We start from the raw sequence: 22,364 nt of genomic DNA, 5'->3' as shown, positions 1-22,364 counted from the left end.
CAACGCCCCGGACGCCGCACTCACCGACCGCCTGATCACCGGCGGCGTCGACGTGTTCCTCAGCCACTACGGCCGATAGGCGCGGCCAGGCCACAGGAACGGGCCTTCACCGACCCGAAATCGGAGCAGACGAGCGGCGCAGAGCGGGCCGGTGGCATCGACGGCGATGTCCGCGGGGTACCGGGGCGGCGGTCCTCGGGCGAGGGCGTCGACCAGGTCGCGGCCAGGGTGATGTGCCGAAACCAGCCCACATACCGGCGGACCTCGTACCGGTCCGGGGCGCACTCGTTCTTCGCCGCCTGGAAGCACTCCTGTGACTGGAGGTCGTCGCGGACGTCGTCGGCGTCCCAGGTCGCTCCGTTCAGCAGCCGCTGGAGACCGTCGGGGGTGCGGTGTCCGGCGAACTGGGCCGGCTGTCAGCCGTTCTTGCGGCCGACGGCGACGAGCCGACCCGGCAGCGGTGGATGCTGGCCCGCCGCAGCATCAGCAAGCCCGACGAGATCGCCTAATACCTCACCCGCGCTCCGCTGGACGCCATGTACATGCTTCAGAGGGTTGTGACTCCACGGTCACGACCCTCTTTTGCATGTCCACGATCACGCGTCGGCGGTTCGGATGAGCCGGGCCAGAGCTCGGAACGGCCCCGGCCCGGACGTGGGGAGTCGCTCACACGCGTGCGCACGTCGCGCGGCGGTCGTGGCTCAGGGCAGCAGAGTGTCGAGGAAGGAGTTGGAGAACACCCGGGCCGGATCGTAGGAGTTCAGTGTGTCCCGGGCGGTGCGCCAGTCGTTGAACGAGGCCGGCACGGTGGTGCCCAGCACGGAAGGGTCCGTCCACGGCCCGCTGTCCGTGTAGGCCCAGCCCTTGGACCACTCGGGGCGCACGGTCGCGTACGCACCGGTGTAGGTCTGCCAGATCCGTTGCTCCATCTCGCGGAAGAAGGGGCCCGCGCCGGGAGTGCCGGGATAGGTGGCGAAGTCGAGCCACACCACGGTGTCCCACTCAGGGTGGTCGGGACGGGCCCGGGCCGGCGAGAGGAGGGGACCGTCGAGGGGGTCTGCGCCGGTGATGCGCAGCTCGATCGGGCCGTTGACGGGGTACGAGCCGCGGCTCTGGTGAGCTTCCAGCACGCTCCGATAGTGACCGTAGAAGTCGCTCACCACTCGCTGCACATTGGCCCGGGAGGTCAGTACCGCCCAGCCGGCTTCGACGATCCGCAGTGTCGTGGGCTCGACGTACAGCAGACTGTTCTTCGACCAGCCCCAGACGTCCCAGGTGCCGGTGACGATCAGCCCGGATCCGACGATGGACATGGCGAGCTTGGTGAAGGCAGGTGTCTTGTCGCCCCCGCCCGCGGCGATCTCTCCGAGCAACGCCGACATGTCCTCGGTGACACGGTTGGCGAAGGTGTAGGGGTAGGGCGCGTCGATCTGTTTGGCCAGCAGGGGCTTGGTCGGAGCCACACTCCACACCTTCAGCCACGGCACATCGGTGAACGGGAACCAGATCGCCTCGACGCGTCCGGTGCCCGCCACATAGGAACTGATCGTCCGGCCGCCCGTGCCGGGGGGACCGAAGACGGTGGCCACGTTGACGTCGTACCAATTCTGGCAGCGCAGGCGGGTGTTGGTGGCGACCGTCATGGTCACTTCGGTGATGAAGGCGCGGCCCAGGTGGACGAGGAAGGCGCGGATGTCGGGGTCGGAGCGGGAGAAGGTCCGCAGAACGTAGCGGCCGTCCGCCGCGCTCCACACCACGGCCGTGAGAGAGGTGACCAGAGAGCTCAGGGTGCCGAAGCCGGAGCCCGCGGGCGGGTTTTCGGTGCTGGTGGGCAGTCCGGTGCCGTGGCCGCCGATGGCGAGCACCCCGCCGATGGTGAGGTCGCCGGGCGCAGTGGTGGTGGCGAGGCCGAGCCCCGACTCCTCCAGGCGGGCGAGGATGGTGTCGAGGGTGGCTCCGGCCTGCGCGGTGACGCTTCCGGGGCTGCCGCCGCGCACACTGACCGCGGTGAGGTGAGACGTGGTGTCGACGATGACCGTGCGGGAGGTGTCGGCGCCGGCGGGTACCACCAGCGGCGACCAGGTGTGGCTCTTGCCCCGGGCCCGGATGCGGTAGCCGTGCTCGCGGGCCCAGTTTGCGAGGGTCACCACGTCGTCGGGGGTACGGGCCGAAGCCGTCCAGACGTTGTCGACGACGATCTCCAACGACCAGTTGCGAAAGGCCTGTTGGGCGAGGGGGATGCCGGCGGGAAAGTCGGGCGGTGGGTTCAGGGTGGCCGCGGCGCTGCCCGCGGGGATGCGATGGGAAGGCTGTAGGCCGGCTGCCGCGGCGAGCCCCGCAGCGGCGGTCGCGGTCAGGAGCGTGCGGCGGGTGAGGGAGGTTCTTCGAGGGCTGTCCTCGGACATGGCTGTCCTTCCGGCACACGGCGCGCCGCCCCGCTGCACCGCGCACGGGTCGTAGGAGTAGGGCCGTACGAGCGCCCCGGTGCGGTGGGGGTGCCGGAAGCGTAGGGTGACGGGCCATCAGTCGCAATGCCCGTGCCGTGACGGGCTGTGCTGCCGGGGCCGTTCGGTCTTTCGGTGACGGGAACGGATCCCTCTCACGCGTGGTACTGGACCGGTTCGAGCTGCTTGGTCTGTTCCTCGACCACCTGTGCCTGAGCACCACGGCGCGCCCGGGGCACCATTCGCGCCACGCGGTCGCCTGCCCGGCGCAGGACGGTCGTCGGGAGGAATACCAAGTCCGCGGCGATCATCGCCAACGAGAAGAACGGCAGGCCGAGCACCACCCCGATACCCGCATGCATGCCGATCAATATGGCGACCATCACGGTTCGTAGGCGCCTGTTGAAAAGCGTGAACGGAAAGGCGACTTCGAGCATCACCGTGCCGTAGGTCAGTAGCAGAACGAGCAGGCTGCTGCTCGCAATGGTGTGGGACAAGGCGGGCCACGGGGTGACGTTGCCGAGGTGCAACGCGTAGTAGAGCGCCGAGCCGTCCTGCCAGAAGGAGCCCTGGATCTTGTACCAGCCGGAGGTCGCGTAGATCAGGCACACCTGGGCCGCGATCACGAACATCGCACCTGCATGCACCACATTGCCGACCATCCCCATGACAATGCGGGGCTCCCCGGGCGCATAGCGCCGCACCAGCCACCAGGCCATCTGCGCGAAGACGAAACCCCAGAGCAGCAGCGCCCAGCCCGCACTCAGCTCGCCCACTCCGGTGACCAGGGCGAGCACGGCGGTGAAAAGGGCCCACATGCCGATCCCGACGACGTCCCGGCCACCGTCACCGCCGTGCGCGGCACGACGTGCGTCCCATGACCAGACCTGGCCGCAGCGCGTGAACACCAGGTAGATCGCCATGACGTGAAGGACGTTGTCGCCGCCGTTCCCCACGAAGGGGTTTCGGTTCTGGAGCGCCAGCACACCGATCAGGAAGAGCAGCGAGGCGGTACGGGTCCGCCACCCGAGGAGCAGCATCACCGATGCGACGATGGCCGCGGCGTAGACGAACTCGGACCACAGTCGGCTGTCATTCCACAGGAGCACGGTGAAGGAGTGGGTGGTGGCATTCCATTCACGTGCCAGGGTCGGGCTCCAAGGGCTGTGCACCCCGTAGAGCTCGTCGCGATGCACCCACTCGCGGAGCAGCAGGGCGAGCCAGGTGAGTGAGAACCCGATCCGGGCGACGGCCGACTGATATGGCGCGATGGCACCCTCGGTGATACGTGCGAGGCCCTGCCTGACAACGGCGCCGATACGGCGCCGCGACCGGGTGAGAGGGGACGGCACGGATTCGCGGCCGGGCGTGGCCGGAGAGTATGCGGTCACTTGAAGTCCTCCGCCTTGACGGTCCACCACGGCAGGACCAGATAGCTGGTCCTGGTGTTGCTGTGCTGCTTGCTCCACGGGGGCGCTCCCACCGGCGTATCGGCCGAGCGCACCTGGACGCGTTGTACGGTGCCGCCGTTGAAGTGTGGTCCCAAACGATGGGCGACGATGCGCAACAGGTACTGCTGCATCAGGTTCCCGAACAGACCGACCGGGCGGTCCTTGGCATCAAGCGAGACGAAGAAGTTGGTCCAGGCGAGACGAAGTTCGTTCTGGTGCGCCTGGCTGGGCAAGGGGTTGTGCACGATCTGCGCCTCGTCGATCGCGGTCAGGTCCACCCAGCCGGTGGTGGTGAGGGATCCGTCGGGCATCAGGACCTTCGCGCGTGCCTGCACATGGGAATTTACCGATACCGGGTTCGGGGCGAAGAGCTTCCATTCCTGTGCGAACTCGGGGCCGATGTAGTTGTTGATTCCTGCGGCATGCTGCTGGGAGAGCGAGTTCGCGGGGGCGGTGCCGAGGAAGAGCATCCCCATATGCACGGCAGCGCCGGTCAGGACGCCCACCACCACGAGCACGATGATGCTCACCGATACTCGTGAGAGGCCCCATATTCCGCTCGAACTGCCGGTGTGGCCCGGCGGCAATTCGGCGCCTCGGCCCGCGCCTCCCGAACCTGGTCCGGTCGGCGCGGGCATATCTGACAGTGCCTTGTCCGCCGTCCTTATATGAGGCGGTTGCTTGGCATCCCCATTCCCCATGGCTTATCCAACGTTGCCCTGCACGTTGCCCTGGGCTCCACCGGCGCCGCCCTGGACGTTGCCTTGCACATTGCCTTGGGCTCCGCCGACGCCGCCTTGGACGTTGCCTTGGACGTTGCCCTGGGCTCCGCCGATAATGCCTTGGACGTTGCCCTGGACGTTGCCTTGCACATTGCCTTGGGCTCCGCCGACACCGCCTTGGACGTTGCCCTGTACATTGCCCTGGGCTCCGCCAATAATGCCTTGGACGTTGCCTTGCACATTGCCCTGGGCTCCGCCCTGCTTTCCGCCTTGGACGTTGCCCTGCACATTGCCCTGGGCTCCGCCGATAATGCCCTGAACGTTGCCCTGCACATTGCCTTGGGCCCCGCCTTGCCTGCCACCCGTGATGTTGCCCTGTACGTTGCCCTGGGCCCCGCCTTGCTTGCCCCCGACGCAACGAACCCACTTAACTCCGTTCCAGCACCGGATAGGCTTCGATACATCCACCTTAGACGTGGTTCCAGCGCCCTTGACATGGCTTTGTGCTGACTGCGCGGATTTCGAGCCGACAGTCTGGGATTCAACAGAATTGGCGGCTGTGATGCCATATGTGCCTACCGCCAAACAAGCAGTTGCCGCCACCCCGATGCTCTGCAATAGCTTCTTCTTCATGGCCGGCCCCGTGAAAATTAAATAATCCTGATTGGGGAAAAATTTAGATGATTCGGGTAGTTGTGATGGGGCGCGTAAGCTTCCGATCGTCACCCGGAAGGCCAGCGGCGTGAAGCGTCCGCCTGGACACCCTCGCGCGTGGCCTCTGTGCGGCGCGACGGGCCCGAGCCGGTGACGGCACTTCCATCGCGCTCTCAAAGCACCACGCTTGTCTGATGTACTTGCAAAATCAAGGGGTGAAATTACCGGTTTGCATGGGTAGAACTACCCATGGTTTTTTCGATGGTCAATCGCCGGTGAGGCCGTAGCGTAGCGCCAGCCGCGTCAGGTCTGCCCTGCGACGAAAGCCGCTCTTGCTGCGCAGCCGGTCGAGATGCGAATGGACCGTGTTTTCGGTGATGTCCAGCTTGACGGCGATCTCCCGGTCCGTGGCGCCGCTGGCAAGGAGCTGTAGGATCTGCCTCTCCCGGTCGGTGAGATGGAGAGGCGGTACGGGAAGGCTCCGGCCGTTGAAGCGAGTCGAGAAGTAACTGCGCCCCGAAGCCACAGCGCGGATTGCGGTGAGCAACTCCGCTTCGCTGATTCTCTGCCCCAGGTAACCGCGCGCACCGGCTTTAATGCACTGCACCACATCCGATTGCGATTCGGAGATCGACAGCACGATGACCGCATGCCCTTGGCGGTGCAATTGGGTGACGACGTTGGACGTCTCTCCGGTGGGCAGTTGCAGGCTCAGCAGGACGACCTCCACGCCGTTCGCCGCACTGCGATGATCGCCCACCCTGCTGACCGAGGTCACAATCTGTAGGTCCGGCTCAGGGTTGATCACATGCGCGAGGCCGTGGACGAACAGCGGGCAGTCGCAGATGACCGTGATAGGCGTCAGCGGTACGTTCATAGCGGTCCCAGCGGATAGGAGCAACCGCCCCACGACGGGCAACGGAGTCGACGGTCGGCGGCCCTACCGTCTGAGCTCAGCCTGGACCGACTTTCGGCCATCGGCATGCCCAGTAGGCCAGGCGGCCCACCTGCCCTACACCCTCACCCGCACAGACCCGGGGGCGGCGTGCCCCGGCCCTGTGCGAGGACCGGGGCACCACCGTGCTCATGCGGACTCGGGGAAGTGGCAGGCCACGCGCCGGGTCTCGCCCGGGGAGGCGATCCGCAGCAGTGGTGCTTCGGTCCGGCAGACCTCCTGCGCCTTGGGGCAGCGCGGATGGAAGGTGCAGCCGGGCGGCGGAGCGGCCGGGCTCGGCGGGTCGCCGGGCAGGGTGATCCGCTCGCGGGCCCGCTCCGCGGCCGGATCGGGCAGTGGCACGGCGGACAGCAGCGCCCGGGTGTAGGGGTGGGCCGGGGCGGCGTACACCCGGTCCTTGTCGCCGATCTCGACGATCCGGCCCAGGTACATCACGCAGACCCGGTCGCTCACCCGCTTCACGACCGAGAGGTCGTGGGCGATGAAGAGGTAGGCGAGGCCGAACTCCTGCTGGAGGCGCTCCATCAGGTTCACGATCTGCGCCTGGACGGAGACGTCCAGGGCGGAGACCGGTTCGTCGGCCACGATGAGCCGGGGGGAGGTGGCCAGTGCACGGGCGATGCCGATGCGCTGGGCCTGGCCGCCGGAGAACTCGTGCGGATAGCGGTCGATGTGCTCGGGGATCAGCCCGACCAACTCCATCAGCTCGACGGCCCGTTTGCGCGCCTCGGCGGTCGAACTCCCGCGCACCAGAAGGGGATCGGAGATGATCCGGGCCACGGTCTGGCGGGGGTTGAGCGAGGAGTGCGGGTCCTGGAAGACCATCTGTAGGTCCTTGCGGAGCGGCTTCAGTTCGCGCTGCGACAGATGGCTGATGTCGCGTCCGTCGAAGGTGACCGAGCCCGAGGTGGGTTCCAGAAGCCGCACGATCATGCGGCCGGTGGTGGACTTGCCGCAGCCGGACTCGCCGACCAGGCCCAGCGTCTCGCCCGCCGCCACGTCGAAGTCGATGCCGTCGACCGCCCGGACGGGAGCGGTCCGCCGCCGCCCGGGGAACGTCATCGTCAGGTCCCGTACGGACAGCAGGGGGCGGGCGCGACCGCGTTCAGGGGCGGAAAGGGTGGAAGGGGCGGAAGAGGTCGAAGGGGTGGGGGTGGGAGTCATGAGGCGATGCCTTCGTACGCGGGGAAGTGACAGGCGACCGGATGGCCGGCCGGACCGTCGAGCGGCGGGCGCACGGTCCGGCAGCGGGCGCGCTGCTCGTCGGGGGCGAGGGCGAGACGCGGGCAGCGGGGTGCGAACGCGCAGCCGGCCGTGGGCGCGAGCAGGGACGGCGGGCTGCCGGGGATGGCGCGCAGCGGTTCGTCGTCCGCGTCGTCGAGGCGGGGCAGGGAGTCGAGCAGGGCCCGGGTGTAGGGGTGGGCCGGGGTGGCGAACAGCGCGTCCACGGAGGCCTGTTCGGCGGCGCGACCCCCGTACATCACCAGCACATGGTGGGCGACGCGGGCCACCACCCCCAGATCGTGGGTGATCAGGACGACGGCGAGGCCCCGCTCCTGCTGGAGCCGGGCGATCAGCTCCAGGATCTGGGCCTGGACGGTGACGTCGAGGGCGGTGGTCGGCTCGTCCGCGATGAGCAGGTCGGGTTCGCAGGCCAGGCCCATGGCGATCATCACGCGCTGGCGCATCCCGCCGGAGAACTGGTGCGGGTACTCGCCCGCGCGACGCCGGGGTTCGGGGATGCCGACCTCGGCGAGCACCTCGACGGCCCGTTCCCGCGCGGCCCGCCGGCCGCTGCCGAAGTGCACCCGGTGGTGCTCGGCTATCTGCTCGCCCACGGTGTAGTACGGGTGCAGGCTGGAGAGCGGGTCCTGGAAGACCATCGCCATCCGGCGGCCGCGCAACCGGTTCAGTTCGCGCTCCGGGAGGCCGATCAGCTCCCGGCCGCCGAGGGTGACGGAGCCGGTGACCTCGGCGCCGGTGTGCAGGCCCATCACCGCCAGCGAGGTGGCGGACTTGCCGGAGCCGGACTCGCCGACGATGCCGAGGGTCTCTCCGCGCCGCACCTCGAAGCCGAGCGAGTCCACGGCCCGCACCGGACCGTTCCTCGTGCTGAAGGAGACCGTCAAGTCCCTTACGGAGAGCAGGAGTTCTGAGTCGGTCATCAGTACCTCACTCGGGGGTCGACGACCGCGTACAGGAGGTCGACGGCCAGGTTGGCGACGACGATGAAGGTGGCGGCGAGCAGGGTCACGCCGAGGATGACCGGCTGGTCGCCGGTGGACAGCGCCCCGTAGAAGAGCCGACCTATGCCGGGCAGCCCGAAGAGGGACTCGGTGATCACCGCGCCCGCGAGGAGTCCGCCCAGGTCCATACCGAAGATGGTGAGGACCGGCGTCATCCCGGCGCGCAGCCCGTGCTTGACGACGACCGTGCGGCGCGGCAGGCCCTTGGCGCGAGCGGTGCGGATATACGGCTCCGCCATCGTCTCGATCATCGAACTGCGGCTCTGCCGCGCGTACATGGCGGCGTACAGAACGGCCAGCGCGAGCCACGGCAGGAGCAGATTGCTCGCCCAGTGGAGGGGGTCGCTGCCGAGGGGCACGTACTGCGGGTAGGGGAGCAGCTTGGCGATCCTGATCAGGCCGTAGATCAGCATCATCGACGTGAAGTAGACGGGCAGCGAGGCGGCGCCGACCGCGCCGACCATCAGGACCCGGTCGACGAGGGTGTCCTTGCGCAGCGCGGCGGTGACGCCGGCGGTCAGGCCGAGGACCAGCCACAGCACCGCCGCGCCGGACGCGAGCGAGGCGGAGACCGGCAGCCGGCTCATCAGCAGGTCCCACACGGACTCGCTGTTCTCGTACGAGTACCCGAGGCACGGGAAGTGGCAGTGCAGGGTGTACTGGCCGCTGCCCATGGTGCGCCCGGTGAAGATGCCGCTGAGGAACTCCCAGAACTGCTGCAAGATCGGCCGGTCCAGGCCCATGTGGCTGCGGATCGCCGCCAGGCGTTCGACGCTGCACGACTTTCCGCAGGCGGCGGCCGCCGGGTCGGAGGGCAGGACGTAGAAGATGGTGAAGGTGACGGCGGCGATGGCGACCAGTACGCCGATCATCCCCAGCAGCCGGCGACCGAGGTAGCGGGTCATCAGCGGCCGCCCCTCGGGTCGAGGATGTCCCGCAGCGCGTCGCCGAGCAGGGTGAACGCGAGCACGGTGAGGAAGAGGCAGCTGCTCGGGATGACGAAGTACATCGGATCCGTGTCGTAGAAGGCGACGCTCTCGGCGATCATCTGGCCCCAGGAGGGAGTCGGCGGGCGCACGCCCACGCCGAGATAGCTCAGCGCCGCCTCGGTGGCGATCATTCCGGGAATGATCAGGGTGGTGTACGCGATGACGGGCCCGGCGACCCCGGGGAGGACGTCGCGGGTGAGGATGCGCCAGGGCCCGGCGCCGCCGACCCGGGCGGCGTCGACGTACTCGCGGTGCTTGAGCGAGAGGGTCTGGCCGCGCACCACACGGGCGATACCGGGCCAGCCGAACAGGCCGATGACGGCGGTCATCAGCACGATCCGGTTGACGTCCTTGGCCACCGACATCATCGCGATCATGAAGATGAGGGACGGGAAGGACATGGTGAGGTCCATGAGCCGGCTCAGGACCGTGTCGGTGCGGCCGCCGAAGTAGCCGGCCGCGATCCCGGCCGCCGTGCCGGCGAGCACCACGATGGCGGTGGCCGTGAAGGCGATCAGCAGGGAGACCTGGGCGCCGTGCACGACCCGGGCGAACAGGTCGCGGCCGGTGACGGGTTCGACCCCGAGCCAGTGCTCGGCGGAGATCCCGCCGAGCCGGCCCAGCGGCTGGCCGCCGAGGTAGGGGTCGACGGCGCTCTTGTCGAACGCGTCGGGCGACCAGCCGCCGGCCGCACTGAGCAGCGGCGCGGCGGCGGCCATCACGACGAAGAGCGCGACGACGACCAGAGAGACCTTGACGGAGGCGCGGCGGCGCAGCTCGACACGGGCCAGCTGCCAGGGGCCGCTGCCGGCCGGAACCGGTGCCGTTGCCGGTGCGGTGAGGGCGGATGTGGCTGACATGTCCGTGGTCCCCTCAACCCTGGCCCTTGGCGGGGTCCTTGAGGCCGACCGTGGCGTAGTCGAGCTGGCCGCCGAAGGAGGTCTGACCGTAGGCGCCCGCGATGTTGTCGCCGAGCACCAGCGGCCAGCGGCGGACCAGGACCGGCACCGCCGGGGCCTTGGCGAGGATCTCGCCGTCCAGCCGCTGCCATGCCCGGTCGGCCCGCCGGGCATCGGTCATGGCGGCGATCTCGTCCATCCGCTTCATGGTCGCGGCGTCGCGGAAGAGCGAGTGGTTGCCGGAGTTGCCCTTCTCCTTGATGAAGCGGCCGTCGAACACGAACGGCAGGAACGTGGAACCTGAGGGGTAGTCGGGACACCAGCCCGTGTACACCAGGTCGGTGCGGTTCTTGGTGTCGCCGATCGTCGCGTAGAACGCGGACGGGTCGACCGTCTCGATGGTCACCTTGATCCCGGCCTTGCCGAGCGACTGCTGGATCGCCTCGGCGCGCCCCTTGTCACCGGTCGAGACGGTCATCCTGGTCTCGAACCCGTCCGGTTTGCCGGCCTCCTTCAGCAGCCGCTTCGCCTTCTCGGTGTCGCCGGCCGCGGGGATCCTGAGGGTGTCCGGCTGCTTGCCGTCGAAGAGCGTGGCGGGCATGTAGGCGGTGGACAGGTCGTTGAAGGCCGGTCCGCCGGACGCGGTGAGAACGGAGTCCTTGTCCAGGGCGTACTGGACGGCCTGACGGACCTTCACCTCGTTGAACGGCGCGCGTCCGGTGTGCATCTGGAGCATGTCCGTGCAGTTGGTGGACTCGGCGATCAGCCGCTTGCGGACATCGGGGTGGGGCAGCACCTTGGCCGCGCTCTCCGGCCGCAGCGCACCCCAGGAGACGGCGGAGGCGTCCGCGCCCTGGCTGGCGACCATCCGGTCGTCGATCTGGTTCGCCTTGAGCCCCATCACCATCACGAGCCTGTCCGGGTACGCCTTGCGCACCGGGTCGGTCGCGGCGTTCCAGTGGGTGTTGCGTACCAGGACCAGTCTCTTGCCGCGCTCGTACGACTCGATCTTGTAGGGGCCGGAGGAGAACGGCCGGTTGTCGTACTGCGGGCCCTTGTCCTGCTTCCGCGGCACCGGGGCGAAGGTCGGCATCACCGTGGCGTTGGGGAACTCGGCGAAGGGCTTGCGGAGTTCGAAGACGATGGTGTGGTCGTCGGGGGTCCTGACGGAGTCCAGGTGCTTGCCCTGGGCCGGGCCCTGGTAGCCCTCGACGCCCTTGAGGTAGCGGGCCGCGTAGTCGGCCCCGCCGGGCAGGTCGGGGGAGAAGGACCGCTCCACGTTGTACTTGACGTCCTGTGCGGTGACCGGGGAGCCGTCCTCGTAGGTGATGCCCCGCTTCAGGTGGAAGGTCCAGGTCCGGGCGCCGTGGGAGGGGGTGCCGAGGTCGGCCGCGAGGTCCGGGACGAGCTCGCCGCCCGCGGTTCCGGGCGCCGCCTTGTAGGTCACCAGGGTGCGGTAGAGCAGTCGGGTCCCGAAGTCCATGTCGTTCATGACCCAGTTGCGGGCCGGGTCGAGGTGGGTGAAGTCCTGGTTGGACAGCACGGTGAGGGTGCCGCCCTTCTGTGGAGTTCCGCCAACTATGGCTCCCGCATTGGTGATTGCGGGGTTCTTTCCGGCGCCGGAGGGCTTGGTGGTGGAACAGCCGGTCGCGCCGAGCGCGAGGGTCGCCGTCAGTGCGGTGGCGACGGTGGTGAGGGTGCGCTTGTCCATCAGTGGTGTCACTCCCAGGGCAGTTGGACAGCCGAGTGGCCGAGAGGGGTGGCGAACGGGAGGAGCTGGAATGTGACCGGTAACATAGTAATGTGAAATTGCACTGACAAGGTGTCGGTGGCTCCGTTACTGAGCTGTATCCGGGTGCCCCATGGGCCTGCCTTCGGATGTCCCATGGGCGGGGCCTGGTTCGAGCGGACCCGCAGAGAGAGTCCCCTTGGCAGCGAGAGTGCAATGTGAAATATTACTGACGTGGTCACGAGAAACTCCTCGGATGTCATCGTCGTCGGGGCCGGTGTGGTCGGCGCGGCCTGCGCCTACTACGCCGCCGGAGCCGGCCTCCGCGTCACCGTGATCGACCGTGGTCCGGTCGCGGGCGGCACCACCGGGGCCGGTGAGGGGAACCTCCTGGTCTCCGACAAGGGGCCGGGTCCGGAACTCGAACTCGCCATCGTCTCCTCGGAGTTGTGGGCGGAGCTGGCAGCACTGCTCCCGCCGGAAGTCGAGTACGAGCCCAAGGGCGGCCTGGTCGTCGCCTCCGGCGAGGACGGGATGGCCGCACTGCGGGACTTCGCGGTCCGGCAGCGGCAGGCGGGCGTCACCGCCGAGGAGGTCCCGGCGGACCGGCTCCACGACAGGGAGCCGCACCTCGCGCCCGGCCTGGCAGGCGGCTTCCACTACCCCGAAGACGCCCAGGTCATGCCAGCGCTCGTCGCAGCCCACCTGTTGCGCGCGGGCGGCGACCGGGTGTGCCTCCGGCTGGGGGAGGAGGTCACCGGCCTGCTCACGGGGGCGAACGGTGAGGTGCGCGGCGTGCGGACCTCGTCCGGTGAGGTGCGCGCTCCGTACGTGGTGAACGCCGCCGGCACATGGGGCGGCGAACTCGCCCGTCTGGCCGGCGTGGAGCTACCCGTCCTGCCGCGACGCGGCTTCGTCCTGGTGACCGAGCCGCTGCCGCGCGTGGTGCGGCACAAGGTGTACGCGGCCGACTACGTCGCCGATGTGGCCAGCGGGTCCGCGGCGTTGCAGACCTCGCCCGTGGTCGAGGGCACCCGGGCCGGGCCGGTCCTGATCGGTGCCAGCCGGGAGCGGGTGGGCTTCGACCGGACGCTCTCGACCGAGGCGCTGCAACGCCTGGCGGCCGGCGCCACGGCGCTGTTCCCGGTCCTCGCCGGGGTGCGGGTGATGCGGACGTATGCGGGCTTCCGCCCGTACCTGCCGGACCATCTGCCCGCGATCGGCCCCGACCCGCGTCTCCCCGGCCTGGTGCACGCATGCGGCCACGAGGGGGCGGGGATCGGGCTGGCGCCGGCCACGGGGCTGATCGTGGCCCGCTGTCTGACCGGTGGTGACCCGCCCTTGGACACCCGTCCGTTCAGGCCGGAACGGTTCGCGTCGGCCTCGCCCTGAGTCCGCCCGGGCCTCCCCGCCCCGTCGCCGGCCGCCGCCCTTCACGTTCTGCCGTGCCCTCAAGAGAGAGGAGGCCCGCCGTGGCCCGCACCCCCGCCGACCTGGTCGGGGCACAGCCCGGTCCGCCGTTCGAGATCACCTTCGACGGCCGCCCCGTCCCCGCCCTGCCCGGTCAGTCCGTCGCCGCCGCCCTGTGGGGGGCCGGGATCCTGGCTTGGCGCACCACCCGCGTCGGCGGCCGCCCGCGCGGCGCCTTCTGCGGCATCGGCCAGTGCTACGACTGTCTCGCCACCATCAACGGCCGGCCCAACCGCCGGGCCTGCCTGGTGCCGGCCGGCCCCGGCGACACCATCACCACCCAGGAGGGACACGGCCATGACCGCCTCGGCGTCTGAACCGTACGACCTGGCGGTCATCGGCGCGGGCCCGGCCGGCCTCGCCGGTGCCCTCACGGCCTGTGAACTCGGCCTCTCCGTCGCCCTGTTGGACGCCTCCGCGCAGTCCGGCGGCCAGTTCTACCGGCATCCGGCACCCGCACTGGGGGCGGCACGGCCCGAGGCGCTGCACCACCACTGGGCCGCGTTCACCGGCCTGCGCCGGCGGCTGGCCGCCAGCGGCGTCGCCCACCTGGCCGGACACCACGTCTGGGCCGTGACGAAGCAGGCCGACGACGCATGGACGGTGCATGCCGCCATCGGACCCGACGGCGCCGAGGAGCGACCCGCCCAGGTCCGAGCCCGTGCGGTGCTGCTCGCGACCGGTGCGTACGAGCGCCAACTCCCGTTTCCCGGCTGGACGTTGCCAGGCGTCGTGGGTGCCGGGGGAGCGCAGGCCATGCTCAAGTCCGGCCTGGTCCTGCCCGGCAGGCGGATCGTCGTCGCAGGCAGTGGCCCCCTGTTGCTCGCGGTCGCCGCTTCGCTGGCCGCGGCGGGCGCGCAGGTGCCGGCCGTGGTGGAGGCCGCCGGGTATCTGCGGTACGCCCGCAGTCCCCGGGCGCTTCTGGTCAACCCGCGCAAGGCGGCCGAGGCCGCGGTCCACGGCGCGGCGTTGCTGCGGAGCCGGGTGCGGTTGCGGCTGCGCAGCGCGGTCACCGAGGTGCACGGTACGGACCGCGTCGAGGCGGTCACCGTCACCCGGCTCGACCGCGACTGGCGGCCCGTACGGGGCACGGGCCGCCGGATCGCGTGCGATGCGCTGGCCGTCGGGCACGGACTGGTTCCGCAGATCGAACTGGCCACGGCGCTGGGCTGCGACACCCGCCCGCTGCGCGACGGCACCCTGGCCCTCGCCCTGGACGGCCTTCAGCAGACCTCGGTGCCGGGGCTGTGGGCGGCGGGCGAGACCGGGGGCGTCGGGGGAGTCGAACTCGCCTGTACGGAGGGTGAGTTGGCCGCCGTCGCGGTCGCCGCCCGGCTGCGGGGGCACGGTACCCACGACGGCCGGGTCCGTGCGCTCCGGCGCCGCCGGGACCGGATGCGGTCCTTCGCCGACGTGATGGCCGTCGCCCATGCGCCCGGACCGGGATGGTCGCAGTGGCTGACCGACGACACCGACGTGTGCCGCTGCGAGGAGGTCACCGCCGGACGCGTCCGTGCGGCGGTCGCCGACCTCGGGGCGCGCGACGCACGGACCGTCAAGCTGTTCACCCGGGCCGGCATGGGCTGGTGCCAAGGGCGGATGTGCGGGGCGGCCGTGGCCTGCCTCGCGGCCCGCGACGGCGCCGCCGAACCCACGGCCGAGCGCCGTCCGTTCGCCGTGCCGGTCCCGCTGTCGGCGCTCGCCGCCCTCGACGTCCCTGACCGGTCCGAGCCATAGGCCGATCCGTTCAGGGTGTCGGCACCCGACCCGTGCGGCGCCCTTGTGGGCACCGCACAGAGCTCAATAAAATGTCACACCTTATAGAAGGGTCTCCTGGAATGACTGACACCACGTGGAACAGTGCCCGACCCTGGCGCGGCATCATGGTCGCCACCGCCCTTCCGCTGCACGACGACCTGTCCGTCGACTACGAGGCGTACGCCGAGCACGTCCGCTGGCTGATCGACAACGGCTGCGACGGCGTCGTGCCCAACGGTTCGCTCGGCGAGTACCAGACCCTCACCGACGAGGAGCGGGCCCGTGTCGTCCGTACCGCCGTCGAGGCGGCCGGTGACGGCGCACGGGTCATGCCCGGCGTCTCCGCCTACGGAAGTGCCGAGGCCCGCCGCTGGGCGGAGCAGGCGGCCGAGGCCGGCTGCGGCTCGGTGCTGCTGCTGCCGCCGAACGCCTACCGCGCCGCCGAGCCGGCGGTGCGCGCCCACTACGCCGACGTCGCCGAGGTGGGAGTGCCGGTCGTCGCGTACAACAACCCCATCGACACCAAGCTGGATCTCACCCCCGACCTGTTGGCGCGGCTGCATGAGGCCGGCAGCATCGTCGCCGTCAAGGAGTTCACCGGCGATGTGCGCAGGGCGTACGAGATCGCCGAACTCGCCCCGGAGCTGGACCTGTTGATCGGCGCGGACGACGTCCTGCTCGAACTCGCCGTGGCCGGGGCGGTCGGCTGGATCGCCGGCTACCCCAACGCCCTCCCCGCCAGCTGCGCCGAGCTGTACCGCGCCGCGGTGGCGGGCGACCTGGACACCGCGTTGCCGCTGTACAAGTCCCTCCACCCGCTGCTGCGCTGGGACTCGAAGACCGAGTTCGTGCAGTCGATCAAGCTGTCCATGGACCTGGTCGGCCGCCGCGGCGGTCCCACCCGGCCGCCGCGCCTCCCGCTCACCGGCGAGACCGCGGACGCGGTGCGGGCCGCCACCGAGAAGGCCGTCGCCGCCGGTCACCACTGATCCCGGCCCCGTCTCTCCGATGCACCGAAAGGAAGTCCGTGCGTACCCGTCATGTCTTCCACGCAGTCGATTCGCACACCGAAGGGATGCCCACCCGAGTGATCACCGGCGGTGTCGGGGTGATCCCCGGCGCCACCATGGCCGAGCGACGGCTGCACTTCGTCGAGCACCTCGACCACCTCCGCACCCTCCTGATGTACGAGCCGCGCGGGCACGCCGCGATGAGCGGGGCGATCCTCCAGCCGCCGACCCGGCCGGACGCCGACTACGGGGTGCTGTACATCGAGGTGTCCGGACTGCTGCCGATGTGCGGGCACGGCACCATCGGCGTCGCCACCGTCCTGGTCGAGACGGGCATGGTGCCGGTCGCCGAACCGGTCACCACCGTGCGGCTCGACACCCCGGCCGGGCTCGTCACCGTCGATGTGCAGGTGGCGGACGGCGCGGCGAAGTCGGTCACGCTCACCAACGTGCCCGCGTTCTGCGCCGGCCTGGACCGCAAGGCCGCGGTCCCCGGGTACGGGACGGTGACGTACGACCTCGCCTACGGCGGCAACTTCTACGCGTTCGTCGAACTCGACGCACTGGGGCTGCCGTTCGACCGCGCCCGCAAGGACGACCTGCTCGCGGCAGGGCTCGCCCTGATGGACGCGATCAACGCCGGACCCGACCGGCCGGTCCACCCGGAGAACCCGGACATCGCGGGCGTCAAACACGTCTACCTCGCGGCTCCCGGCTCCGACGCACACCACTCACGGCACGCGATGGCCATCCACCCCGGTTGGTTCGACCGCTCCCCGTGCGGCACCGGAACCTCCGCCCGGATGGCCCAGCTGCACGCGCGCGGAGCGCTTCCGCTCCACCGTGACTTCGTCAACGAATCCTTCATCGGGACCCGCTTCACCGGCCGCCTGACCGAGGAGACCGCCGTCGGCGGGGTGCCCGCCGTCGTCCCGACCGTCACCGGCCGCGCCTGGATCACCGGCACCGCCCAGTACTTCCTCGACCCCGACGACCCCTTCCCCGGAGGCTTCCTCCTGTGACCACCGCCGTGTCCCTCACCTCCCGGAACCCGGCCGACCCGGCCGACGTACTCCTCCGGATTCCGGCCCCCGGGGCCTCCGCGGCCGAGGAGGCCGTCGCCTGGGCCCGCGCCGCGCAGCCGGGTTGGCTTGCCGGCGGGGCGGCGCCCCGTTCGGCCGCCCTCGACGCGGTCGCCGCCGCCGTGGACGCCGCGGCGGACGAACTGGCCGCGCTCGCCGTCCGCGAAGTGGGCAAGCCACTCACCGAAGCCCGGGCCGAGGTCGCGCGCACCGCTGCGATCTGGCGCTACTACGCCCAAGCCCCCTACGAGCCGAGCGGCGCCGTCCACGAGGCGGCCGCGGGCCCCGGGCTGCTGCTGACCCGTCGCCGCCCGCACGGGGTGGCCGGGCTGATCACCCCGTGGAACTTCCCCTTCGCCATCCCGAGTTGGAAGGCCGCCCCGGCGCTCGCCGCGGGCAACACGGTCGTCCTCAAGCCCGCGCCCGAGGCCACCGCCTGTGCCCAGCGCCTGGCCGAGATCGTCCAAAAGGCCCTGCCGGAGCATGTGTTCACCGTGCTGCCGGGCGGTGCCACCGAGGGCAACGCCCTGGTCTCCGCCGCCGATGTGGTCTCCTTCACCGGCTCCACCGTCGTCGGCCAGACCGTCGTGCGCATCGCCACGGCCCGCGGCGTCCCGGTGCAGGCGGAGATGGGCGGTCTGAACGCGGCGATCGTCCTGCCGGACGCCGACATCGCACGGGCGGCGACCCACATCGCCGCCTCGATCGCCGGGTACGCGGGCCAGAAGTGCACCGCCACCAGCCGCGTCATCGCGGTGGGTGCGGCTCTCGACCCCCTGCGCGAGGCGCTCGCCGAGGCGTTGCGGGCCGTCCCGGTCGGCGACCCGGCCGCACCCGCCACCGTCTGCGGGCCGCTGATCAGCGAACCCGCCCGTGACCAGGTCAGCAGCGCCTGGCGCGGCCTGCGCGTGGTGGTCGGCGGCACCGTGCCGGACCGCCCCGGCTGGTACGCCACCCCGACCCTGGTCGAGAAGGTCCCGCCGGGGCACCGGCTGTTGCGCGAGGAGGTCTTCGGCCCGGTCGCGACCCTGTTGCCCGCCGACGATCTCTCCCAAGCGGTACGGATCACCAACGCGGTCCCGTTCGGCCTGGTCACCTCCGTCCACACGGCCGACCTGGACACCGCCCTCGGCGGCCTCGACCGTCTGGACACCGGCATGATCCGGATCAACGCGCCGTCCACCGGCGTCGACTTCCACCTGCCGTTCGGCGGGACCAAGGCGTCCAGCCGAGGCCCGCGCGAACAGGGCCGCGCTGCTCTGGAGTTCTACACCTCCAGCCGTACCTACACCCTGTCACCTGCAAGAACAACGTGACATTGTACGGTGGGTGGTCCGTACCGGACCGAAGGGATCACCACCGCCATGGGGCATCTGCCACACCGCGACCTGAACGCCTCCCGGGAGCGGCTGCGCGACCAGGTCGCACACGCCCTGCGGGCCGCCCTGATCTCCGGCGAGCTGCGCCCCGGCCAGGTGTACTCGGCGCCCGTCCTGGCCGAGGACTTCGGGATCTCCGCGACGCCGGTGCGCGAGGCCATGCTCGACCTGGCCCGGGAGGGCCTGGTCGAGCCGGTGCGCAACAAGGGGTTCCGGGTCACCGAGGTCAACGAGCGCGACCTCGACCAGTACACCGAGATCCGCGCCCTGATCGAGATCCCCACGGTCGGCCAGGTCACCCGCACCGCCACCCGCGAGGAGCTGGAGGCGCTGCGTCCGACCGCCGAGGAGATCGTGCGGGCCGCCCGCGACCACGACCTCATCGGCTACCTGGAGGCCGACCGGCAGTTCCACCTCTCCCTCCTGGCCCTCTCCGGCAACGAGCGGCTCGTCGAAACCGTGGGCGACCTGCGCAAGCGGTCCCGCCTCTACGGGCTCACCGCCCTGGACGAGCGCGGCGAGCTGCTCCCCTCGGCCGAGGAGCACCTGGAGCTGCTCGACCTGATGCTGGCGGGCGACGCGAAGGGGGCGGAGAAGTGCATGGCCCGCCACCTGAGCCATGTCCGCTCCCTGTGGGCCAGGAGCGGCAGTTCCCCGTCGGCCAAGGGCCGTCGGTCGGCGGGCGCGGCCGGGTAGGCGTTCCCGCTCCGGAGCGGGCCGCGGCTCGACGGGGCGGGGAGAAGGGGCCGCATAACACGGGGTTATGCGGGAACGAGAGCTCCTCGGGAAGGGGCAGGTGGTTCACCCTGGTATGCAATGTCACACCTCACATGGGGCTCCCGTCCCACTCGGTCCTCGACCTCGAAAGGAACTCATGAACCCCGCATACGCCACCACCGACCATGTCTTCACCGTCCCCCTGGACCACTCGTCTCCGCACGGTCCGACCATCGAGGTGTTCGCGCGTGAGGTCGTCGACCCGTCCCGCGCCGGGGAGGAACTCCCCTGGCTGCTCTTCCTCCAGGGCGGCCCGGGCGACAAGTCGCCCCGCCCGGCGGCCGGTTCGCCCGGATGGCTGCCCCAGGCGCTCAAGACCCACCGTGTGCTCCTGCTCGACCATCGGGGCACCGGTCGCTCCACCCCGGTCACCGCGCGGGCCGCCGCCCGCTGGGCCGCTCCGGAACGGCTCGCCGAGCACCTCGGTCACTTCCGCGCCGACTCGATCGTCGCCGACGCCGAGCTGATACGCCGTCAATTGGTCGGTGCGGACACGCCCTGGGAGACGCTGGGCCAGAGCTACGGCGGTTTCGTCACGCTCACCTACCTGTCCCGCGCCCCCGAGGGCCTACGGGCCTGTTACGTGACCGGCGGGCTGCCCGGTCTCGCCGCCACCGCCGACGACGTGTACGCCCGCACCTACCCGCGCGTGCGCGACCGCGTCCGCGACTTCTACGCGCGCTACCCCGGCGACGCCCCCCGACTGCGCGGGATCGCCGATCTGCTGGCCGGAACCGACGTCCGCCTGCCCGACGGGGACCGGCTCACCGTCCGCCGTCTGCGCACCCTCGGCCTCGCGCTCGGCATGGGCGACGGCTTCGAGCGGATCCACTGGCTCCTCGACGAGGCCCTCGACGGCGAAGGGGAGTTGACCGACACCTTCCTCCGCCGGACGATGGCCCTCACCGCCTTCACCGACAACCCGCTCTTCGCCGTCCTCCAGGAGTCGCTGTACGGGCAGGGGGCCGGCCCGACCGGCTGGGCGGCCGCACGGGCCCTCGCCGACCTCCCCGAATTCGCTGAGGAGGCCGACCCGCTCCTCCTCACCGGCGAGATGATGTACCCCTGGATGTTCCGCGACATCGCGGGTCTGCGCCCCTTCGCGGACGCCGCCGAACTCCTGGCTGCGCGCACCGACTGGCCTCCCCTGTACGACCCCCAGCGCCTCGCCGCCAACCAGGTGCCCCTGGCCGCGGTCGTCTACCACGACGACATGTACGTGGACGCGGAACTCTCCCTGCGCACCGCGCGCGAGGTCGGCGCCTCCCGTGTGTGGGTCACCAACGAATGGGAGCACGACGGAGTTTCGGCCTCCGGCGGCCGCGTGCTAGCCCGCCTGATGGACCTGGCCGCAGGCCGCGCATAACCCTCCTCGCTGCCGCTTCCCCGCCCCTTCCCCACCTGCCCTTCCCCCCGCTTCCGACGGGAGAGCCATGCCTGCCCTGCCCACCCGACTGCGCCCCCTCGCCGTGGCCGTCGCCCTCGTGGCCGGCCCCCTTCTCGCCCCCTCCGCCACGGCGACCGCCGCCGTACAGCCCGCGTCCCCCGCCCCGGCCGGAGGCTGCGCGCTCCCCGGCAGGACCGGCTGGACCGACGAGGGGCACACCACCGACCGGGTCCAGTTCCAGCGGTCCACCGGGACGCACCGGGTCCTGACCCTGTTCGTGGACTTCCCGGACGCCCCGGCCGCGGACTCCACCGACGCATACGCGGCGCACCTCGCCCCCGCCGCCGACTGGATGCGCACGGCCAGCCACGGCCGTTCCCGCCTCGCCCTGAGCCCGCTCAAGCGCTGGATCCGCATGCCGGCGGACTCCACGTCGTACGGCTTCGCACGCGGTCTCACCTTCGAGGCCCACGAGAAGTACGTGCGCGACGCGATCACGGCCGCCGACCCCTACGCGGACTTCTCCCGCTACGACATGGTGTACATCGTCCCCACCAAGGCAGCGGCCGCCATCTCCTTCTCCCCGACCTATCTGTATGACCCGTCGACGCCCGGAGTCACCGCGGACGGCACCCGCGTCAAGTGGGCCGTGACGTTCGGTCAGGACATGTGGCGCTGGGGCCACAAGGTGGCCGACCACGAGACCGGCCACACCTTCGGGCTGCCCGACCTGTACTCCTTCACCGGTGCCACCCACCAGTTCGTCGGCGGCTGGGACGTCATGGGCAACATCGCCGGCCCCGCCCCGCAGTACCTGGGCTGGCACTCCTGGAAGCTCGGCTGGACCCGCGACGACCAGGTCGCCTGCCTGCCCGCGCCGGGTCGGCGCACCGTACGGCTGACGCCCGTGGAACGCCCCGGCGGCACCAAGATCGCCGTACTGCGCACAAGCGGGACGACGGCGTACGTGGCGGAGTCCCGGCGCGCCGAGGGCAACGACCGGGCCGCCTGCTCCACCGGCGTCCTCGTCTACAAGGTCGACTCGGCCGCCCGGACCGGCGAGGGCCCCGTCAGGATCATCAACGCCAACCCGTCCACCACCCCGCCGGCCGGCTGCACCGCCCTCGACATGGCGGCCCACGCACCCGGCCAGAGCTTCACCGACCCCACCACCGGAGCCCGGATAGACGTCCTGGCGGGCGGTGACTCGGGGGACACGGTACGGCTGACCAGGTCCTGAGGCCGGTGGCCCGGGTGGTCGGGGCCGCGCTGCCGGCCGAGGTCGGCGACGGGGTCGGGGGGGGCCCCCCGGGGGGGGCGCCGGCGGGGGCCCCCGCCCGCCCCACACCGGAAGCAGGTAGATAAAGAAAAAATTGGTCGGCGGGGGGGGGAACACGCACAGAACCCAGAGG

19 protein-coding genes and 1 pseudogene are annotated in these 22,364 nt (G+C 70.7%); 9 read left to right on the top strand and 11 right to left on the bottom strand.

The window, feature by feature from the left end:
• Positions 1-317: 317 nt before the first annotated feature.
• The 11 genes and pseudogenes from AB0C96_RS41370 to AB0C96_RS41320 all read right to left on the bottom strand — a co-directional run.
• Positions 318-437, bottom strand: a pseudogene (locus AB0C96_RS41370) (IS701 family transposase); the annotation flags it as partial.
• Positions 438-701: 264 nt separating this feature from the next.
• Positions 702-2,405, bottom strand: coding sequence for a cholesterol oxidase substrate-binding domain-containing protein (locus tag AB0C96_RS41365; RefSeq protein WP_362925260.1), 1,704 nt, complete (start codon positions 2,403-2,405; stop codon positions 702-704).
• Between the two features lie 194 nt (positions 2,406-2,599).
• The gene (locus AB0C96_RS41360) at positions 2,600-3,913 is read right to left on the bottom strand and encodes an HTTM domain-containing protein (protein WP_362925258.1); all 1,314 of its coding nucleotides are present in this window, start codon (positions 3,911-3,913) and stop codon (positions 2,600-2,602) included.
• Positions 3,832-4,425 (bottom strand): DUF5819 family protein, encoded by a 594-nt coding sequence (locus AB0C96_RS41355; RefSeq protein ID WP_362925256.1) that lies wholly within the window; start codon positions 4,423-4,425, stop codon positions 3,832-3,834. The genes AB0C96_RS41360 and AB0C96_RS41355 overlap by 82 nt, the downstream gene beginning before the upstream one ends.
• A 174-nt stretch (positions 4,426-4,599) precedes the next feature.
• A complete protein-coding gene (locus AB0C96_RS41350) occupies positions 4,600-5,250 on the bottom strand; it encodes a hypothetical protein (protein ID WP_362925254.1) in 651 nt (216 codons plus the stop codon).
• Between the two features lie 286 nt (positions 5,251-5,536).
• Positions 5,537-6,148: a response regulator transcription factor gene (locus tag AB0C96_RS41345; RefSeq protein WP_362925252.1), complete on the bottom strand. Its 612-nt coding sequence runs from the start codon at positions 6,146-6,148 to the stop codon at positions 5,537-5,539.
• Between the two features lie 207 nt (positions 6,149-6,355).
• Complete coding sequence (locus AB0C96_RS41340; RefSeq protein ID WP_362925262.1) at positions 6,356-7,288, bottom strand: oligopeptide/dipeptide ABC transporter ATP-binding protein; 933 nt, start codon at positions 7,286-7,288, stop codon at positions 6,356-6,358.
• 98 nt (positions 7,289-7,386) lie between these two features.
• Positions 7,387-8,391, bottom strand: a complete 1,005-nt coding sequence (locus tag AB0C96_RS41335) for an ABC transporter ATP-binding protein (RefSeq protein ID WP_362925250.1) — start codon at positions 8,389-8,391, stop codon at positions 7,387-7,389.
• A complete protein-coding gene (locus AB0C96_RS41330; RefSeq protein WP_362925248.1) occupies positions 8,391-9,377 on the bottom strand; it encodes an ABC transporter permease in 987 nt (328 codons plus the stop codon). The genes AB0C96_RS41335 and AB0C96_RS41330 overlap by 1 nt, the downstream gene beginning before the upstream one ends.
• Positions 9,377-10,321, bottom strand: coding sequence for an ABC transporter permease (locus tag AB0C96_RS41325; RefSeq protein WP_362925246.1), 945 nt, complete (start codon positions 10,319-10,321; stop codon positions 9,377-9,379). The genes AB0C96_RS41330 and AB0C96_RS41325 overlap by 1 nt, the downstream gene beginning before the upstream one ends.
• Positions 10,322-10,334: 13 nt before the next feature.
• Complete coding sequence (locus AB0C96_RS41320; protein ID WP_362925244.1) at positions 10,335-12,071, bottom strand: ABC transporter substrate-binding protein; 1,737 nt, start codon at positions 12,069-12,071, stop codon at positions 10,335-10,337.
• Between the two features lie 252 nt (positions 12,072-12,323).
• Between AB0C96_RS41320 and AB0C96_RS41315 the strand changes: the two genes are divergently transcribed.
• From AB0C96_RS41315 to AB0C96_RS41275, 9 genes are all read left to right on the top strand, one after another.
• Positions 12,324-13,481 carry an FAD-dependent oxidoreductase gene (locus AB0C96_RS41315; RefSeq protein ID WP_362925242.1) on the top strand — a complete coding sequence of 386 codons (1,158 nt, stop codon included), beginning with the start codon at positions 12,324-12,326 and terminating at the stop codon, positions 13,479-13,481.
• An 80-nt stretch (positions 13,482-13,561) separates the two neighbouring features.
• Positions 13,562-13,876, top strand: a complete 315-nt coding sequence (locus AB0C96_RS41310) for a (2Fe-2S)-binding protein (protein WP_362925240.1) — start codon at positions 13,562-13,564, stop codon at positions 13,874-13,876.
• Positions 13,857-15,296: an NAD(P)/FAD-dependent oxidoreductase gene (locus tag AB0C96_RS41305; protein WP_362925238.1), complete on the top strand. Its 1,440-nt coding sequence runs from the start codon at positions 13,857-13,859 to the stop codon at positions 15,294-15,296. Before AB0C96_RS41310 ends, AB0C96_RS41305 begins: the two co-directional genes overlap by 20 nt.
• A 101-nt stretch (positions 15,297-15,397) precedes the next feature.
• Entirely contained in the window at positions 15,398-16,306 is a 909-nt protein-coding gene (locus AB0C96_RS41300) for a dihydrodipicolinate synthase family protein (protein WP_362925236.1), read from the top strand.
• 38 nt (positions 16,307-16,344) lie between these two features.
• Positions 16,345-17,349 carry a proline racemase family protein gene (locus AB0C96_RS41295; RefSeq protein WP_362925235.1) on the top strand — a complete coding sequence of 335 codons (1,005 nt, stop codon included), beginning with the start codon at positions 16,345-16,347 and terminating at the stop codon, positions 17,347-17,349.
• Positions 17,346-18,725 carry an aldehyde dehydrogenase family protein gene (locus AB0C96_RS41290; protein ID WP_362925233.1) on the top strand — a complete coding sequence of 460 codons (1,380 nt, stop codon included), beginning with the start codon at positions 17,346-17,348 and terminating at the stop codon, positions 18,723-18,725. The genes AB0C96_RS41295 and AB0C96_RS41290 overlap by 4 nt, the downstream gene beginning before the upstream one ends.
• A 48-nt stretch (positions 18,726-18,773) precedes the next feature.
• Complete coding sequence (locus tag AB0C96_RS41285; protein WP_362925231.1) at positions 18,774-19,484, top strand: GntR family transcriptional regulator; 711 nt, start codon at positions 18,774-18,776, stop codon at positions 19,482-19,484.
• A 178-nt stretch (positions 19,485-19,662) separates the two neighbouring features.
• A complete protein-coding gene (locus tag AB0C96_RS41280) occupies positions 19,663-20,931 on the top strand; it encodes an alpha/beta fold hydrolase (RefSeq protein WP_362925229.1) in 1,269 nt (422 codons plus the stop codon).
• Between the two features lie 67 nt (positions 20,932-20,998).
• Complete coding sequence (locus tag AB0C96_RS41275; protein WP_362925228.1) at positions 20,999-22,192, top strand: M6 family metalloprotease domain-containing protein; 1,194 nt, start codon at positions 20,999-21,001, stop codon at positions 22,190-22,192.
• The last annotated feature ends 172 nt before the right edge of the window (positions 22,193-22,364 follow it).

Source organism: Streptomyces sp. NPDC048506, assembly GCF_040651315.1.
Classification (GTDB): Bacteria; Actinomycetota; Actinomycetes; order Streptomycetales; family Streptomycetaceae; genus Streptomyces.
This window is presented reverse-complemented; position numbering and strand designations above follow the sequence as displayed.